Below are 15,323 nucleotides of genomic sequence, written 5' to 3'. Positions count from 1 at the left end.
AGAAGGGGCAAGGCAAGTTCTAGTTGCGCCCGCCGCCGAGCCTGTGGAGCACGTCCGACAGGATCTTCTCGGCCACGCCCTGCTGCTTCGGCGGCTCCTTGCCCGCGGCCAGCGCGGCCTCGGTCTCGGCGCCCTTGGGCGGCACCCGCGGCTCGGGCACGATGATCGGCAGCGGCTTGGAGGGCTGGCCCTCCTCGATCTTGCTCATCAGCTCATGCCAGATCTCGGCCGGAATGCTGCCGCCGGTGACGTGGCTCATCGGCGAGTTGTCGTCATTGCCCATCCAGACCCCGGCGACGTAATCGGCGGTGAAGCCGATGAACCAGGCATCGCGCGAGTTCTGGCTGGTGCCGGTCTTGCCCGCCGCCTGGTGGTCCTTGAGCTTGGCATGGCGGCCGGTGCCCGATTCCACCACCTGGGTCATCATGTAGGTCAGCAGCTTGGCCGACTTGGTCGAGATCACGCGTTCGCCGATGCCGCCGGACTGGCCGATCAGCGGCTTGTCGTCGCCCTTCAGCCGCAGCGAGACCATGCCGTAGGGCTTGACCGAGGAGCCGCCGTTGAGAATGCCGGCATAGGCGCCGGTCATGTCCAGCAGCGTCGTCTCGGACACCCCCAGCGCCAGCGCCGGGCCCTTGGCCAGATCGCTCTGGATGCCGAAATCCGAGGCCACCTTGCGCACCTTGTCCAGCCCGACCGCCATCGCCACCCGCACCGCCGGCACGTTGAGCGATTCCTTCAGCGCGGTGGTCAGCGTCACCAGCCCGCTGAAGGTGCGTTCGTAGTTCTGCGGGCTCCACGGGCCCGAGCCCGGGATGTCGATCGTCAGCGGCGTGTCCTTGACGAAGTCCGACGGGCTGTAGCCGAGGTCGAGCGCGGCGGCGTAGACGAAGGGCTTGAAGGCCGAGCCGGTCTGGCGCAGCGCCTGGGTGGCGCGGTTAAAGGCGCCGGCGACATCGGTCTTGCGGCCGCCGACCATCGCCCGCACCGCGCCGTCGGCCGACATCACCACGATCGCCGCCTGCGCCTTCGAGCCGTCCTTGAGCTTCTTGCTGAAGACGTCCTGCAGCGCCTGCTCGGCCGCTTTCTGGATGCGCTGGTCGAGCGTGGTCTTGATGATCACGTCCTCGGTGGTCTGGGTGGTCAGGAAGTCCGGGCCGCTCTCCATCACCCAGTCGGCGAAATAGCCGCCGGCGCGCGAGGCGGCGGCCTGGGACAGCTTGGCCGGGTTCTGGCGCGCCTTTTCCGCCTGGGCCAGCGTCAGGTAGCCCTGTTCCTGCATCAGCCCGATGATCACGTTCGCCCGTTCGCGCGCCCGGGCGAGGTTGTTGGTCGGCGCGTAGTAGGACGGCGCCTTCAGCAGTCCGGCCAGCATCGCCGCCTCGGCCGGGGTGACGTTGCGCGCCGACTTGCCGAAATAGCGTTCGGAGGCGGCTTCGAAGCCACGCGCGCCGGCGCCGAGATAGGCGCGGTTGAGGTAGATCGTCAGAATCTGGTCCTTGGTGTATTTCCACTCCATCGCCAGCGCGTAGGGCACTTCCTGGATCTTGCGCCAGAGCGTCGAGCGGCGGCAGTCGGCGACATAGGCGGACTCGTTCTTCCACGCCTTGGGATCGTAGGGCTTGCCGAGGCAGAGCAGCTTGGCCACCTGCTGGGTGATGGTCGAGCCGCCGTGGCCCTCGAACGGGCCGCGGCCGGCGCGGATGTTGATGATCATGGCGCCGATGATGCCGCGCGGGCTGACGCCGAAATGGTGGTAGAAGCGGCGGTCCTCGGTCGCGATCACGGCGTCGCGCAGGTAGGGCGAGACATTGTCGGCCGAGATCGAGTCGAAGGTCTGGCCGCGCCAGGCGAATTTCTCGCCCTGGTCGTCGAGCAGCGTCACCGAGCCGCGCGAGCGGCCGTCGAGCAGGGTCTTCGCCGGCGGCAGCTGGACCTCGTAGTAGAAGGTGGCCATCGCCAGGATCAGCGCCACCACCGCGGTCAGCCGCCAGGTCAGCCGCCAGATCAGGCGCAGCAGCCAGCCGATGGCGCGGGTCAGCACGTTGCCGCGCCGCGCCGGCTGCCGGCGCGGGCTGCGCCGGGTCTTGCGGCCGCCGTTGCCGCCCTTGCCACCGCCGCTGCGGGCCTTGCTGTTGCGCTTGCCGCCGTTGCCGCCTTTGCCGCTGCCGCGATCCGCGGGCGCGGCATAGCGCCGGTCTGCCACCAGAGGCGGCCGTTTGCCTGAGTTTCCGCTCATGTCCTGACGCGCCTGTTCCGTGCCGCTCGCCGGGAGTTCTTGCCCCCTTTGGGCGCAGACTACCTTGCCTGCACGGAAATGTGGAGCGCGAAGCCGTCACGATTCGGTTTTGTTCTTGCCCATTTTTTCACCATCAGAGATCAGTTGTGCAAAAATTGTGCAAATATGACCGATCCTGCCTGACGGATTCGCCTTCAACAGCTTGTTCTGTGCCTTCGAACCCGCCCTTCTTCTTGGCGTGGGCACCCTCAGAACCGTCCGATGAATTGCCAACCGGAAAGGTAACGCACAGTGAAACTCATCATTGCAGCAATCAAGCCGTTCAAGCTCGAGGAGGTGCGCGAAGCACTCACCTCCATCGGCGTGCGCGGCATGATGGTGACTGAAATCAAGGGCTTCGGCTCGCAATCCGGTCACACCGAAATCTATCGCGGCGCCGAATACGCCGTGAATTTCGTCCCCAAAGTCAAGCTCGAGATCGTGGTCAGCGACGGCCTGGCCGACCAGGTGGTCGACACGATCCAGAAGGCGGCCAAGACCGACAAGATCGGCGACGGCAAGATCTTCGTGCTCGACGTGGCCCAGGCGGTCCGCGTGCGGACCGGCGAAACCAACGACGACGCGCTCTGACGCGGAAGCTCTAGGGAAGAGAGAAAACGACAATGGCGAATATCAAGAAAACCCTGGGCCTTGCGGCGACCGCCGCGATGGTGGCCCTTCCGGCGCTCGCCGAGGACGCGGCCCCGGTCGTCGACAAGGGCGACGTCGCGTGGATGATGACGGCCAGCCTGCTGGTCCTGTTCATGATCGTGCCCGGCCTGGCGCTGTTCTACGGCGGCCTCGTGCGCGCCAAGAACATGCTGTCGGTGCTGATGCAATGTACCCTGATCGCCTCGATGGTGATGGTGATCTGGGTGATCTACGGCTACTCGATGGCCTTCGGCGGTGAAGGCCTGCTCTGGGGCGGCCTGAGCAAGGTCTTCCTGGCCGGGGTGACGCCGGACTCGCTCGCCGATACCTTCTCGGACGGCTACAAGCTGCCCGAATACGTGTTCATCGCCTTCCAGATGACCTTCGCGGCCATCACCCCGGCGCTGATCGTCGGCGCCTTCGTCGAGCGCATCAAGCTCTCGGCCGTGCTGCTGTTCAGCGCGCTCTGGGTGACCTTCGTCTACTTCCCGATCGCCCACATGGTCTGGGGCACGGGCGGTCTGGTCCTCGACTGGGGCGCGATCGACTTCGCCGGCGGCACCGTGGTGCACATCAACGCCGGTATCGCCGCGCTGGTGGTCGCCATCGTGATCGGCCCGCGGATCGGCTTCGGCAAGGACAACATGGCCCCGCACTCGATGACCCTGACCATGGTCGGCGCCGCGATGCTGTGGGTCGGCTGGTTCGGCTTCAACGCCGGTTCGAACCTCGAAGCGACCGCCGGCGCCGCCCTGCCGCTGCTGAACACCTTCGTCGCCACCGCCGCCGCGGCGCTGAGCTGGTCGATCGTGGAAGCGGTCACCCGCGGCAAGGCGTCGGGTCTGGGCGCGGCCTCGGGCATCGTTGCCGGCCTGGTCGCCATCACCCCGGCCTGCGGCACCACCGGCCCGGTCGGCGCGGTCGTCCTCGGCCTGATCGTCTCGCCGGTCTGCTACTTCTTCGTCACCACCGTGAAGTCGAAGTTCGGCTATGACGACAGCCTCGACGTCTTCGGCGTCCACGGCATCGGCGGCATCGTCGGCGCTGTCATGACCGGCATCCTCTGCGCCCCGTCGCTGGGCGGCACCGGCTTCGTCGTCGAGAACGGCGGCATGGCGGCCCAGGTCATGGTCCAGATCAAGGCGGTCCTGGTCACCCTGGTGTGGTCGGGCGTCGGCTCGCTGATCCTGATCTACATCACCAAGGCGATCACCGGCCTGCGGGTCGACAGCGATGCCGAGCGCGAAGGTCTCGACCTCAGCTCGCATGGCGAAGCGGCCTACCACAGCTGAACGCAGCAACAGCGAAATCGAAGCCGGCGGGGTGCAAGCCCCGCCGGTTTTGCTTTGCGCCGGGGCCGGGACGCCAGGACGCCGGGCCGCGGCAGCGGCGCATTGTTTGCGGTAACGCCACGTCACTCGTGCGCGCGCGCACTGTCCGCGCGGTTGACTGTTCCGCAGGAAAAACATTCACTTAGTGCTATGTGTGGGCGGGGGCTGAGTGTTGGAGTGTTCGACGATGGCCACAGCTTTCAAACCATGGAAATCTCGGCAGTCTTTCCTGTCCACGGCCAGCACGCTCTGGCTGCTCGGGGGATTTGCCGTCGCCATGATGGTCGTGACCACCTACCACATGCTGATCTGGACGGGGACCTATCGCGTCGAACCCCCGCCGGGACTTGCCGTCGGCAAGGGCGCGGCCGGGGGCGCGATCGCCAGGGTTTCGTGCCGCAACATCGGCGCCATCCCTCAGGATGTGCTGACCTCCTGGGTTCTGGGCTATTGGAACGGGGCGAACCCGCAGGCCCTGAGGGCAGACCCGCCCTTCATGACGCCGAAGAAGGCCGGCGCCGCGGTCATGTATGCCTGTCTCGCAACGCCGGATGCGACGATCCGCGCCGCCGTCTCTGAGGCACTGGCGAAGATGCCCGGCCTGTCGGCTGACCGCGCGGCGCTGCGCGATCAGTCATGAGCGCGTTCGCGGCTCAGACGATCACGTCCATCGCCTTCTGCGGGCCAAGTTCGAACACCCGCTTGTAGCGCGCCACCTCGTCAGCCGGGCCGAGCGCCTTGTTGGGGTTGTCCGACAGCTTGACCGTCGGCCGGCCATTGGCGCTGACCGCCTTGCAGACCAGGCTGAACGGCGCCAGCGCGTCGTCCGGCACCAAGCCGCGGAAATCGTTGGTCAACAGCGTGCCCCAGCCGAAGCTGACCTTGACCCGGCCGGCGAAGCGGGCGTGCAGTTCCTCGATCTTGGCGACGTCGAGCCCGTCGGAGAAGATCACCAGCTTCTGCGTCGGGTCCTCGCCGCGTTCCTGCCACCAGCGGATCGCCGTCTCCGCGCCTTCCACCGGATCGCCGGAATCGATCCGGATCCCGGTCCAGGTGGTCAGCCAGTCCGGCGCGTGCTTGAGGAAATTCTCTGTGCCATAGGTGTCGGGCAGGATGATGCGCAGGTTGCCCGAATGCTCCTCGTGCCAGTCGGCCAATACCTTGTAGGGCGCCTGGCGCAGCTCCTCGTCGCTGTCGGCCAGCGCGGCATAGATCATCGGCAGTTCGTGGGCGTTGGTGCCGATCGCCTCCATGTCGCGATTCATCGCGATCAGGCAGTTGGAAGTGCCGACGAAAGCCTCGCCCAGCCCCTCCTGCAGCGCCTGCACGCACCAGTCCTGCCACAGGAAGGAATGCCGCCGCCGGGTGCCGAAATCGGCGACCTTGAGGCCGTCGATCTTCTGCAGCCGCTCGACCTTCTCCCACAGCTTGGTCATCGCCCTTGCGTAGAGCACCTTGAGCTCGAAGCGCCGCATCCGGTTCAGCACGGCGCGGCTGCGCAGCTCCATCAGCACCGCCAGCGCCGGGATCTCCCACAGCATGACCTCGGGCCACTTGCCCTCGAAGGTCAGCTCGTATTGCCCGTCGCGCTTTTCCAGGTGGTAGGGCGGCAGTTGCAGGTTCTCGAACCACTCCATGAAATCGGGGCGGAACATCTGGCGCTTGCCGTAGAACATGTTGCCGCGCAGCCAGGTGCTCTCGCCCCGGCCCAGCCGCAGGGTCCGGATATGGTCGAGCTGTTCGCGCAGCTCGCCCTCGTCGATCAGATCGGCGAGCCGGATCGAGGTGGTGCGGTTGATCAGGCTGAAGGTGACGTCGGTGTCGGGCTTGTTGCGGAACACCGACTGGCACATCAACAGCTTGTAGAAATCGGTGTCGATCAGGGAACGGACGATCGGGTCGATCTTCCATTTGTGGTTATAGACGCGGCTGGCGATGTCGACCATGGGACTTGCCCGGCTCACTGTTCCAGCACGACGCCGGCGGCGCGCATGGCGTTGCGGGCGTCCTCCAGGCTGCCGTCCATGTCGATCGCCCGGCAGGCGCCTTCCAGAACGGTGACCTTGTAGCCCAGCCGCGCGGCGTCGAGCGCCGAATACTGGACGCAGAAATCGGTGGCGAGGCCGACCAGGGTCAGGTTCTCGACCCCGCGCGTGCGCAGGTAGCCGTCAAGGCCGGTCGGCGTGGCCTGATCGTTCTCGAAGAAGGCGGAATAGCTGTCGATCGCGGCGCGGAAGCCCTTGCGGATGATCAGGTCGGCCGGGTCGGTGTTCAGCCCGGGGACGAACTCCGCCCCCTTGCTGCCCTGGACGCAATGGTCGGGCCACAGGATCTGCGGGCCATAGGGCATCTCGGCCATGCTGAAGGGCGCGTCGCCGTGGTTCGAGGCGAAGGAGGCGTGGTTGGCCGGGTGCCAGTCCTGGGTCAGCACCTTGACCCGGAAATGATCGTAGAGGTCGTTGATGCGCGGCACGATCTCGTCGCCGCCTTCGACCGCCAGCGCACCGCCGGGGCAGAAGTCGTTCTGGACGTCGATCACGATCAGGGCGTCGGTTGCGGGGCGCATGGCGTGTCCTTCCAAGGTTTCTTCACGGGTAAGTGGCCCCGCGCCTGCCGTCAATGCCTGCATGGCAAGGGGTTGGCGGGGGCGGTGGTTGGTATCTTGACAATATGTTACCAAGGTATCTAAATGCGACTCATGAAACAGATCGAACGAGTCCAGACCGGGCTGCGCCTGGAAAAACGGCTGGTGAAGGTGCTCAAGGGCCTTGCCGAGCATCTCGAGATGCCGGTGTCGGAGCTGATCGAGGGCATGGCGTTGCATGCCTTCGAGGGCAAGGCGCCGTTCGGCGAGGTGACCCTGCGCAAGATCGCCCAGCTGAAGGAGGTCTACGACCTCGACCTGACCGCGGAGGACAGCCACCGGCTGACGGAGGAGCCGAAATGACCGTGACCCTGGAAGCCTTCGACGCGGCCGAGATCGACCCGGCCGCCTTCAGCCATCGCGACCACCTCGCCGTCGCCTTCGAGGCGTTGCGGCAAGACGAGTTCTTCGCCGCCAGCGCCCGGATCGCGCGCGGGCTGCGCGGGCTGGCCGCCAAGGCCGGGGCGCCCGAGAAATACAGCGCCACGATCACGCTCGCCTTCATCAGCCTCGTTGCCGAGCGGATGCAGGAAGGGCAGGACTTCGACGCCTTCCTCGCCGCCAATCCCGAGCTGCTGAACGGGGCGCTGAAACGGCTCTATTCCAGCCAAAGACTGGCCGATCCGCGCGGCCGGAGCGTCGCGTTGCTGCCCGATCTCGGGGCCGCGGCGGCGTAGCGCGCCCTTGCCAGCACGACGTTCCGCGTCTTATGGAGCGCCGATGCTGACCGTTGCCGCCCTCTACCACTTCACCCGTTTCGACGACCCGGCCGCCCTGCGCGGCCCGCTGCTGGCCGCCTGCGAGGCGGCGGGCATCCGCGGCACGCTGTTGCTGGCGCGCGAGGGGATCAACGGCACCGTCGCCGGCAGCCGCGCGGGGATCGACGCGGTTCTGGCCCATATCCGCGCCCTGCCGGGCTGCGCCGGGCTGGACTGGAAGGAGAGCCCGGCCGAGACGATGCCCTTCGGCCGGATGAAGGTGCGGCTCAAGCGCGAGATCGTCACCATGGGCCAGCCGCAGGTCGATCCGCTGGCGGGCACCGGCCATTACGTCGCCCCGGCCGAGTGGAACGCCCTGATCTCGGCCCCGGACGTCGCCGTCATCGACACCCGCAACGATTACGAGGTCGCGATCGGCACCTTCGACGGGGCGGTCGATCCCGGCACCCAGAGCTTCCGCGATTTCCCGGCCTGGTGGGAGGCCAACCGCCACCGCTTCCACAACAAGCGCATCGCGATGTTCTGCACCGGCGGCATCCGCTGCGAGAAGTCGACGAACTACCTGCTGGGGCAGGGGGTCGAGGCGGTCTACCACCTCAAGGGCGGGATCCTGAAATATCTCGAGGAGGTGCCGGAGGAAGACAGCCTGTGGCAGGGCGAATGCTTCGTCTTCGATCAGCGGGTCAGCGTCGGCCACGGGCTGAAGCCGGGGCAGTACGATCTGTGCCACGCCTGCCGCCGACCGGTGTCGGAAGCCGACAAGCGCCATCCGGATTACGAGGAGGGGGTGCAGTGCCCGCGTTGCGTGGGCGCCTATTCCGAGACCGACCGCGCGCGGTTCCGCGAGCGTCAGCGCCAGATGGAGATCGCCGCGCGCCGGGGCGCGCGGCATCTGGGTCAGGAGATCAGCTAAAGGCCAGGACAAGGCCGGCGGCGGCCGTCGCCGCGCCCATGCCGCGCAGCACGGTCATCCGGCGCTCGGCCGAGGTCAGCCTGACCAGCGATTGCGCCACGCCGACGCCGATGCCGTGCAGCGCCGCGGTGGCCAGCGCGAAGCCAAGGCCGAAGGCAACCTGACCGGCGCCACCGACTTCCGCGCCATGGGCGGCGCCATGGGCCAGGCCGAAGGCGGCGATCATCGCCACGCTGGCGCCCAGCGGCAGCCGCGCGGCGAAGGCCAGCATCCCGCCCAGCAGGATCACCGAAGCCAGGATCATCGGCTCGACCATCGGCAGGGCGACCCCCGCCAGCGCCAGCCCGTAGCCCGCGACCATCGCGCCGACGAAGGTCGCCGGCAGCGCCCAGAGCGCCCGGCCCCCGGCCATCGCGGCCCAGAGGCCGACGGCGACCATCGCCAGCACGTGGTCGGGCCCGGTGACCGGGTGTTCCAGCCCGGCGGCGACCGAGCCATGGGCGAGCGGCGCGATATGGGCCAGCGCGGGCGAGGCCGTGACGGCCAGCGCGAGCGCGAGAAGCGGGATCTTCTTCATCGAGAACCTCCAGACAGCCCCGGTTCGTGATCGGCGCGACCGCCGGGGACTCGTTGAACTACCGTAGAAAGGCTAGCTCCCCGTCTGCCACATCGCAAGCGCGGCGCCCCGGCGCGACGATGACGAGCGGGCGAGGGACGCCGTTGCCGCCACGTCATGCCGGAATTTCGGGCGATTTTCCGCGGCAAGGGTGAAACACGGGAATCGGAATGACCCCGGGGATATTGACCTTTGCCGCGTTTGACCCAATGTTCGCCCGCGTAACATTGGCCGCGTCCGCGAGGTCGCGGACGGCCGAATCTATTGCGCCGGCGCAGCCTGTCGCGCTCCGCCGGGGAAAGTGCCTTCGATGCCCGCTCGTTTCCGTGCCCATAGAGTCGCCGCGCTGCTGGTCCTGATCGGGGCCGGGGCCTGGGTCGCCACCGGCAAGTTCTCGGCCGTCGGCAGCGAGGAGGCCCAGGCCGCCCAGCCCGCCGAAAAGGCGCCGACAGCCGTCGAGGCGCCGACACTGCCCACCGTGGCGGTGGTGGCGCCGCATTTCGCCGACCATTCGCGCAAGATCACCATCTCGGGCGCGACCGCCGCCGACAAGATGTCGGTGCTGGCGGCGCGCACCAGCGGCGTGATTCACGCCCTCAATGTCGAGAAGGGCGATGCGGTGAAGCAGAACGACGTGGTGATGACGCTGGAGGGGCCCGAGCTGAAGGCCAATGTCGCCACCGCCGAGGCGCTGGTCGCCCAGCGGGACCGCGAGCTGAAGGTGGCGGAGTCGCTCTACAGGTCGGGCAACACGTCCGAGCTCAAGCTGACCAGCGCGCGCTCGGCCAAGGCGGCGGCGGACAGCCAGCTCAGCCAGGCCCAAGCGGCGGCCGACCGGCTCGAACTGCGGGCGCCCTTCGCCGGGGTGATCGAGGCGGTGGATGTCGAGCAGGGCGAATGGGTGCAGCCCGGCACCAAGGTGGCGACGCTGCTGGCGCTCGACCCGATCGTCGTCGATGCCGAGGTCAGCGAGACCGACATCAAGTTCATCCAGACCGGCGCCAAGGCCAGGGTCCGGCTGGTCGACGGCCGCAGCTTCGAGGGCACGGTCCGCTTCGTCTCGAAAGAGGCCAACAGCCAGACCCGCACCTTCCCGGTCGAGGTCGCGCTGCCCAATCCCGACGACGCGATCCCGGCGGGGATGACCGCCGAGGTCACGCTTTACACCCCGGCGGTGAAATCGGTGACCGTGCCGCGTTCGATCATCACGCTGAGCGAGGACGGCACGCTGGGGCTGCGGGTGGTGGATGACAGGAACGTCGCCCATTTCGCCCCCGTCACGCTGATCGACGACACGCCCGACGGCCTCGTCCTAGCCGGGGTGCCCGACGGGGTGCAGATCGTCGTCTCGGGCCAGGACCTGGTGAAGGATGGCGAGACGGTGCAGCCGGTTCCGGCGCCGAAAGGGGCGCTGGAATGAAGCTGGTCGAAACCGCGATACGCAACGCGCGGCTGACGATCTCGGTTCTGGTCTTCCTGATGATCGCCGGGACGATGGCCTATGTCTCGATCCCGAAAGAGGCCGAGCCGGACGTCCAGATCCCGATCATCTATGTCTCGATGACGTACACCGGCATCTCGCCCGAGGATAGCGAGCGGCTGCTGCTGCGGCCGATGGAGACCCAGCTCAAGAACATCACCGGCATCAAGCAGATGACCTCGACCGCCTATCAGGGCGGCGGCAACGTGCTGATCGAGTTCCGGGCCGGGGCCAATCTCGACAAGGCGCTGACCGACGTCCGCAACAAGGTCCAGGACGCCAAGCCGAACCTGCCCCAGGGCACCGACGAACCGACGGTGCACGAGGTCAATGTCTCGCAGTTCCCGGTCCTCGTCGTCACCCTGTCGGGCGACGTGCCCGAGCGCATCCTGTCGAAGGCGGCGCGCGACCTGCAGAACCGGCTCGAGGAAGTGCCCGGCGTGCTCGAGGCCACGCTGGAAGGGGTGCGCGACGATGTCGCCGAGATCACCATCGACCCGGCCAAGCTGTCCTCCTACGGGCTACGCGCCGACCAGCTGATCGCCGGGGTGACGGCGAACAACCAGCTGGTCGCGGCCGGCGCGATGGAGGGCAAGGAAGGCCGCTACGCGATCAAGGTCCCGACCCTGATCGAGACGGTCAACGATGTCGCCAACCTGCCCGTCGTCGCCACCAAGGACGCGGTGGTGCGGGCGCGCGACCTGGCGACGGTGCGGATGACCCAGAAGGACCCGCAGACGATCACCCGGCTGAACGGCAAGCCGGCGGTGGCGATCGAGATCTCGAAACGCACCGGCGCCAACCTGATCGAGACGGTCGATACGGTGAAGCAGGTCACCAACAGTTTCGCCAAGCTCTTGCCCAAGGGCACCGTGGTGACCTTCAGCCAGGACAAGTCGGACAATATCCGGCAATTGCTGTCGGACCTGCAGAACTCGGTGCTGACCGCCGTCATCCTGGTCTTCATCGTCATTCTCTACGCGCTGTCGGGCCGGGCCTCGCTGCTGATCGGCCTGGCGATTCCGGCCTCGTTCCTGATCGGCATCCTCGGGCTCGACATGGCCGGGCTGACGGTCAACATCGTGGTGCTGTTCAGCCTGATCCTCGCCGTCGGCATGCTGGTCGACGACGCCATCATCGTCACCGAGTTCGCCGAGAGGCGTATGGCCGAGGGCATGGACAAGCGCGAGGCCTTCGCGATGGCCTCGCACCGGATGACGGGCCCGGTGGTCGCCGCCACCATGACACGCGTCGCCGCCTTCTCGCCGCTCCTGTTCTGGCCCGGCGTCGTCGGCGAGTTCATGAAATACATGCCGATCACCTTGATCGCGACGCTGTCGGCCTCGATGCTCTACGCGCTGATCTTCGCGCCGACGCTGGGCGCCATCGTCGCCCGGCCGGTGAAGGAGGACGACAAGCACCGTGACGGCTTCTACATGAAGATCGTCGGCCGGGCGATCCGCCATCCCTGGCTGGTGATGATGCTGGCCGTCGCGGCGCTGGTCGCGGTGCCGGTCGCCTATGGCAAATACGGCAAGGGGGTCGAGTTCTTCCCCAATGTCGAGCCCGATTACGGCCTGCTCTACGTCCATGCCCGCGGCAACCTGTCGATCGACGAGAAGGACGCGCTGGTAAGGCAGGCCGAGAAACGCATCCTCGGCTGGCCCGGGATCAAGACGGTCTATACCCGCACCGGCAAGGGCGGCGGCGCCGGCAACGAGGTCGCGGCGGATGTCATCGGCACGATCCAGTACGAGTTCGTCGACTGGCGCAAGCGCAAGTCGGCCAACGAGATCCTGGCCGATCTGCGCAAGGCGATGAAGGGCATTCCCGGCGCCACCGTGGAAGTCTCGGTGCCGCAGGCCGGGCCGCCCACCGGCAAGGCGATCCAGGTGCGGCTGTCCTCGGCCGATCCGTCGGTGCTGCCGGCGGCGGCCAAGAAGGTGGCGAAGATGCTGCGCGGCCTGCCCGATGCCATCGACGTCGACGACGGCCTGCCGCTGCCCGGCATCGACTGGGAACTCAAGGTCGACCGCGCCGAGGCCGCCCGCTACGGCGTCACCCCGGCCTCGGTCGGCGCCGTCGTCCGGATGGTGACGGCCGGGCTCAAGCTGTCCGATTTCCGTCCCGCCGGGGTCGACGACGCGGTCGACATCGTGCTGCGTCTGCCGCGCGACCAGCGCACGATCTCCGAGCTCGACCAGCTGCGGATCGAGACCAATGCCGGCCCGGTGCCGATCTCGAATTTCGTCCACCGCGTCGCGGCGCCGACCGTGGGCACCCTGACTCGGATCGACGGCGCCCGCACCATCACCGTGCAGTCGAACGTGCGCGAAGGCGCCCAGACCGCCGCGGTGCAGGCCGAGGTGGCCAAGATGGTCGCGGCGATGGGGCTGGAGAAAGAGGGCATCCGCTGGAAGCTGGCCGGCTCGGACCAGGACCAGAAGGACGCGGCGGCCTTCCTGTCGAAGGCCTTCGGCGCGGCGATGGCGCTGATCTTCGGCGTGCTGCTGGCCCAGTTCAACCGCTTCACCTCGGTCGGGCTGGTGCTCTCGGCGGTGGTGATGTCGACCATCGGCGTCTTCCTCGGCCTGATGATCATGGGCCAGCCCTTCGGCGTGGTGATGACCGGGATCGGCATCATCGCCCTGGCCGGGGTGGTGGTGAACAACAATATCGTCCTGATCGACACTTACGACCATTTGCGCCACGACCAGGGCATGCCCAAGGTCGAGGCGATCATGGAAACCTGCCGCGAGCGCGCCCGGCCGGTGGTGCTGACCGCGCTGACCGCGATCCTCGGCGTGCTGCCGATCGCCTTCGGCCTCAACCTCGAACTGCTGGGGCACGAGACGACCTTCGGCGCGCCGTCGACGCAATGGTGGATCTCGCTGTCCTCGGCCATCGTCTTCGGTCTCGCCTTCGCCACCGTGCTGACGCTGGTGGTGACGCCCTCGATGCTGATGATCGTCTCGCGCGAGGGGCCGCGGAAATGGCGCTGGTTCGGCTGGTTCCGGCGCAAGCCGGTGGTGTGAGGCCGACGCGCCCGGGCCCTCACTCCTCGATCCGCAGCTCCTCCGGGTTCTCCTGTGCCGCCAGGGCGTCGTAGCGCGCCACGCTGTAGACATGGGCGGCGGTGCGGTCGAGCCAGCGCATCGCGTCGGTCAGGGCGAAGATGCGCGCCGACTCGCCCGTCCCGCCGGCCTTGCGCGACAGCGCCCGGCGCCGCAGCCTGACCATGCGCGACGCGGTCGCCCGCCGCAGCCGGTAAAGGCGCAGGAGGCGCGCGCCGTCGTCGTCATGCGGAGGCCGCCGCAGGATCGCCCCCAGCAGCAATGCCGGCCGGCGCAGCGAGGCGTCCGCCAGCACCGGGCCCAGCCGCTCGGGCTGGCGGCAGCGGTGTTGGAGCCGGTGAAGGTGGTCGTATTGATGCAGCAGCGCGCTGTAGCGCCGCAGCGGGCGGGTTTGGTCGACCGGCACCACGATCCGCGCCAGGTAGTCGCGCAGGTCGAGCAGCGCCGGCTCGGTCTTCTCGACCGCCGCCTGCAGCGCGACCGGATGGGCACCCGGCCGCAATGCCTCGCCCAGCGCGGCGAAGAGCGTGGCCGAGATCGCCCCGGCACAGCTGCGCGCCGCGTCGATCGCCGCGCCCGGATCGGCCAGCAGGCGCTGGTCGAGCGCCTCGGACAGCGGTCCCGGCCGTTCGGGCACCAGCCGCTCGACCAGCCGCGCGAAGGGATTGGCAAGCGGCAGCATCAACACCACGCCGACGAGGTTGAAGAGAGTATGGAAGGCGACCAGCCCGGCCTGATTGTCGCCGCCCATCAGACCGTCGCGCAGGGGCAGGGCGATCAGGCCAAGCAAGAAAAAGGCAACGACGCCGGTCACCACGTTATAGGCGACATGGGCCAGCCCGGTCTGGCGCATCGCGCGCGAGCCGCCGACGGTGGCCAAGAGCGCCGTCACCGTGGTGCCGATATCCATCCCGATCACCAGCGCCGCCGCCTGGGTGAAGCTGATCGTGCCGGCACCGAGCAGCACCAGCGTGCTGGCCACCCCGGCCGAGGATGATTGGGTGATCGCGGTGATCACCGCGCCCAGCAGCAGCATCTCGAACCGGCCCAGCAGCGTGTCGGGCGGGAAGTCGGCCGGCGTCACCTGACCCTGAAACCCGGCCATCCCGGCCTGCATCATCTCGAGCCCGACGAAGACCAGGGCGAAACCGGCCAGCGCCTGGCCGGCGCGGGCCCAGTTGCCGCGCGCCAGAACCCGGGTCAGGCTGCCGGCGAAGAGCAGCGGCAGGGCGGCAAGGCCGATCTTCAGCTTGAAGCCCAGCAGCATCACCATCCAGCCGGTGACGGTGGTGCCGATATTGGCGCCGAAGATGATGCCGACCGCCTGCGGAAAGGTCAGCAGCCCGGCGCCGACGAAGCCGACCACCGTTACCGTGGTGGCGCTGGACGACTGGATCGCCGCCGTGGTCAGCGTGCCGGTGATCGCCCCGGTCAGCGGCGTCGTGGTGAAGCGGGTCAGCAGGGCGCGGGCGCGCTGGCCGGCAAGCTGGCGCAACGCCTCGGTCATGGTCTGCATCCCGAACAGGAACAGACCGATTCCACCCAGAACCTGCAGGATATCCGCGTTCATCCGCACCCTCCGAGCCGCGATCTTGGCAAAGCGGCGGGACGGGCGCA

The 15,323-nt window shown here is 67.9% G+C and carries 13 protein-coding genes; 8 read left to right on the top strand and 5 right to left on the bottom strand.

Translation table 11 applies throughout. The features are described 5' to 3' along the window. Positions 1 to 19: 19 nt before the first annotated feature. Complete coding sequence (locus ACFOES_RS17490; RefSeq protein ID WP_377834656.1) at positions 20 to 2,239, bottom strand: transglycosylase domain-containing protein; 2,220 nt, start codon at positions 2,237 to 2,239, stop codon at positions 20 to 22. A 291-nt stretch (positions 2,240 to 2,530) separates the two neighbouring features. Here ACFOES_RS17490 and ACFOES_RS17485 point away from each other — a divergent pair, with 291 nt between their 5' ends. From ACFOES_RS17485 to ACFOES_RS17475, 3 genes are all read left to right on the top strand, one after another. Then, the gene (locus ACFOES_RS17485; protein ID WP_377834655.1) at positions 2,531 to 2,869 is read left to right on the top strand and encodes a P-II family nitrogen regulator; all 339 of its coding nucleotides are present in this window, start codon (positions 2,531 to 2,533) and stop codon (positions 2,867 to 2,869) included. A 32-nt stretch (positions 2,870 to 2,901) separates the two neighbouring features. Next, on the top strand, positions 2,902 to 4,221 hold the full coding sequence (locus tag ACFOES_RS17480) for an ammonium transporter (protein WP_377834654.1): 1,320 nt from the start codon (positions 2,902 to 2,904) through the stop codon (positions 4,219 to 4,221). Positions 4,222 to 4,447: 226 nt separating this feature from the next. Further along, entirely contained in the window at positions 4,448 to 4,900 is a 453-nt protein-coding gene (locus ACFOES_RS17475) for a hypothetical protein (RefSeq protein WP_377834653.1), read from the top strand. A 13-nt stretch (positions 4,901 to 4,913) separates the two neighbouring features. Here the strand turns inward: ACFOES_RS17475 and pncB are convergent, their stop codons facing one another. Together pncB and pncA are read right to left on the bottom strand one after the other, a co-directional pair. Beyond that, positions 4,914 to 6,206, bottom strand: coding sequence for a nicotinate phosphoribosyltransferase (gene pncB / locus ACFOES_RS17470; protein ID WP_377834652.1), 1,293 nt, complete (start codon positions 6,204 to 6,206; stop codon positions 4,914 to 4,916). A 14-nt stretch (positions 6,207 to 6,220) separates the two neighbouring features. Beyond that, positions 6,221 to 6,826 (bottom strand): bifunctional nicotinamidase/pyrazinamidase, encoded by a 606-nt coding sequence (gene pncA, locus ACFOES_RS17465; protein WP_377834651.1) that lies wholly within the window; start codon positions 6,824 to 6,826, stop codon positions 6,221 to 6,223. Positions 6,827 to 6,958: 132 nt separating this feature from the next. On the opposite strand from pncA, the gene ACFOES_RS17460 reads away from it, so the two are divergent. The 3 genes from ACFOES_RS17460 to trhO are packed head-to-tail and all read left to right on the top strand — an operon-like array spanning position 6,959 to position 8,536. Further along, positions 6,959 to 7,207, top strand: a complete 249-nt coding sequence (locus ACFOES_RS17460) for a hypothetical protein (protein ID WP_377834650.1) — start codon at positions 6,959 to 6,961, stop codon at positions 7,205 to 7,207. After that, positions 7,204 to 7,581 (top strand): hypothetical protein, encoded by a 378-nt coding sequence (locus tag ACFOES_RS17455; protein ID WP_377834649.1) that lies wholly within the window; start codon positions 7,204 to 7,206, stop codon positions 7,579 to 7,581. The genes ACFOES_RS17460 and ACFOES_RS17455 overlap by 4 nt, the downstream gene beginning before the upstream one ends. A 43-nt stretch (positions 7,582 to 7,624) precedes the next feature. Beyond that, positions 7,625 to 8,536, top strand: a complete 912-nt coding sequence (gene trhO / locus ACFOES_RS17450; protein ID WP_377834648.1) for an oxygen-dependent tRNA uridine(34) hydroxylase TrhO — start codon at positions 7,625 to 7,627, stop codon at positions 8,534 to 8,536. Here the strand turns inward: trhO and ACFOES_RS17445 are convergent. After that, positions 8,529 to 9,113, bottom strand: a complete 585-nt coding sequence (locus tag ACFOES_RS17445) for a HupE/UreJ family protein (protein WP_377834647.1) — start codon at positions 9,111 to 9,113, stop codon at positions 8,529 to 8,531. The genes trhO and ACFOES_RS17445 overlap by 8 nt on opposite strands. Positions 9,114 to 9,462: 349 nt before the next feature. On the opposite strand from ACFOES_RS17445, the gene ACFOES_RS17440 reads away from it, so the two are divergent. Together ACFOES_RS17440 and ACFOES_RS17435 are read left to right on the top strand one after the other, a co-directional pair. Continuing rightward, positions 9,463 to 10,572, top strand: coding sequence for an efflux RND transporter periplasmic adaptor subunit (locus ACFOES_RS17440; protein WP_377834646.1), 1,110 nt, complete (start codon positions 9,463 to 9,465; stop codon positions 10,570 to 10,572). Next, positions 10,569 to 13,667, top strand: coding sequence for an efflux RND transporter permease subunit (locus ACFOES_RS17435; RefSeq protein WP_377834645.1), 3,099 nt, complete (start codon positions 10,569 to 10,571; stop codon positions 13,665 to 13,667). The genes ACFOES_RS17440 and ACFOES_RS17435 overlap by 4 nt, the downstream gene beginning before the upstream one ends. Before the next feature lie 19 nt (positions 13,668 to 13,686). On the opposite strand, the gene ACFOES_RS17430 is transcribed toward ACFOES_RS17435, so the two are convergent. Next, positions 13,687 to 15,276: a Na/Pi cotransporter family protein gene (locus ACFOES_RS17430; RefSeq protein WP_377834644.1), complete on the bottom strand. Its 1,590-nt coding sequence runs from the start codon at positions 15,274 to 15,276 to the stop codon at positions 13,687 to 13,689. Positions 15,277 to 15,323: the final 47 nt, after the last annotated feature.

The sequence above is a fragment of the Acidimangrovimonas pyrenivorans genome, assembly GCF_042643245.1.
GTDB classification, from domain to species: domain Bacteria; phylum Pseudomonadota; class Alphaproteobacteria; order Rhodobacterales; family Rhodobacteraceae; genus Acidimangrovimonas; species Acidimangrovimonas pyrenivorans.
Note: the sequence above shows the minus strand (reverse complement) of the source record. Positions and strands in the feature narration are given on the sequence as shown.

What these genes read in the sequence shown, in the direction of transcription:
- ACFOES_RS17480 (WP_377834654.1), top strand. Translation starts at nt 2,902, where the DNA reads ATGGCGAATATCAAGAAAACCCTGGGCCTTGCGGCGACCGCCGCGATG.
- ACFOES_RS17455 (WP_377834649.1), top strand. Translation starts at nt 7,204, where the DNA reads ATGACCGTGACCCTGGAAGCCTTCGACGCGGCCGAGATCGACCCGGCC.
- ACFOES_RS17475 (WP_377834653.1), top strand. Translation starts at nt 4,448, where the DNA reads ATGGCCACAGCTTTCAAACCATGGAAATCTCGGCAGTCTTTCCTGTCC.
- pncB (WP_377834652.1), bottom strand. Translation starts at nt 6,206, where the DNA reads ATGGTCGACATCGCCAGCCGCGTCTATAACCACAAATGGAAGATCGAC.
- ACFOES_RS17435 (WP_377834645.1), top strand. Translation starts at nt 10,569, where the DNA reads ATGAAGCTGGTCGAAACCGCGATACGCAACGCGCGGCTGACGATCTCG.
- ACFOES_RS17430 (WP_377834644.1), bottom strand. Translation starts at nt 15,276, where the DNA reads ATGAACGCGGATATCCTGCAGGTTCTGGGTGGAATCGGTCTGTTCCTG.
- ACFOES_RS17440 (WP_377834646.1), top strand. Translation starts at nt 9,463, where the DNA reads ATGCCCGCTCGTTTCCGTGCCCATAGAGTCGCCGCGCTGCTGGTCCTG.
- trhO (WP_377834648.1), top strand. Translation starts at nt 7,625, where the DNA reads ATGCTGACCGTTGCCGCCCTCTACCACTTCACCCGTTTCGACGACCCG.
- ACFOES_RS17490 (WP_377834656.1), bottom strand. Translation starts at nt 2,239, where the DNA reads ATGAGCGGAAACTCAGGCAAACGGCCGCCTCTGGTGGCAGACCGGCGC.
- pncA (WP_377834651.1), bottom strand. Translation starts at nt 6,826, where the DNA reads ATGCGCCCCGCAACCGACGCCCTGATCGTGATCGACGTCCAGAACGAC.
- ACFOES_RS17445 (WP_377834647.1), bottom strand. Translation starts at nt 9,113, where the DNA reads ATGAAGAAGATCCCGCTTCTCGCGCTCGCGCTGGCCGTCACGGCCTCG.
- ACFOES_RS17460 (WP_377834650.1), top strand. Translation starts at nt 6,959, where the DNA reads ATGAAACAGATCGAACGAGTCCAGACCGGGCTGCGCCTGGAAAAACGG.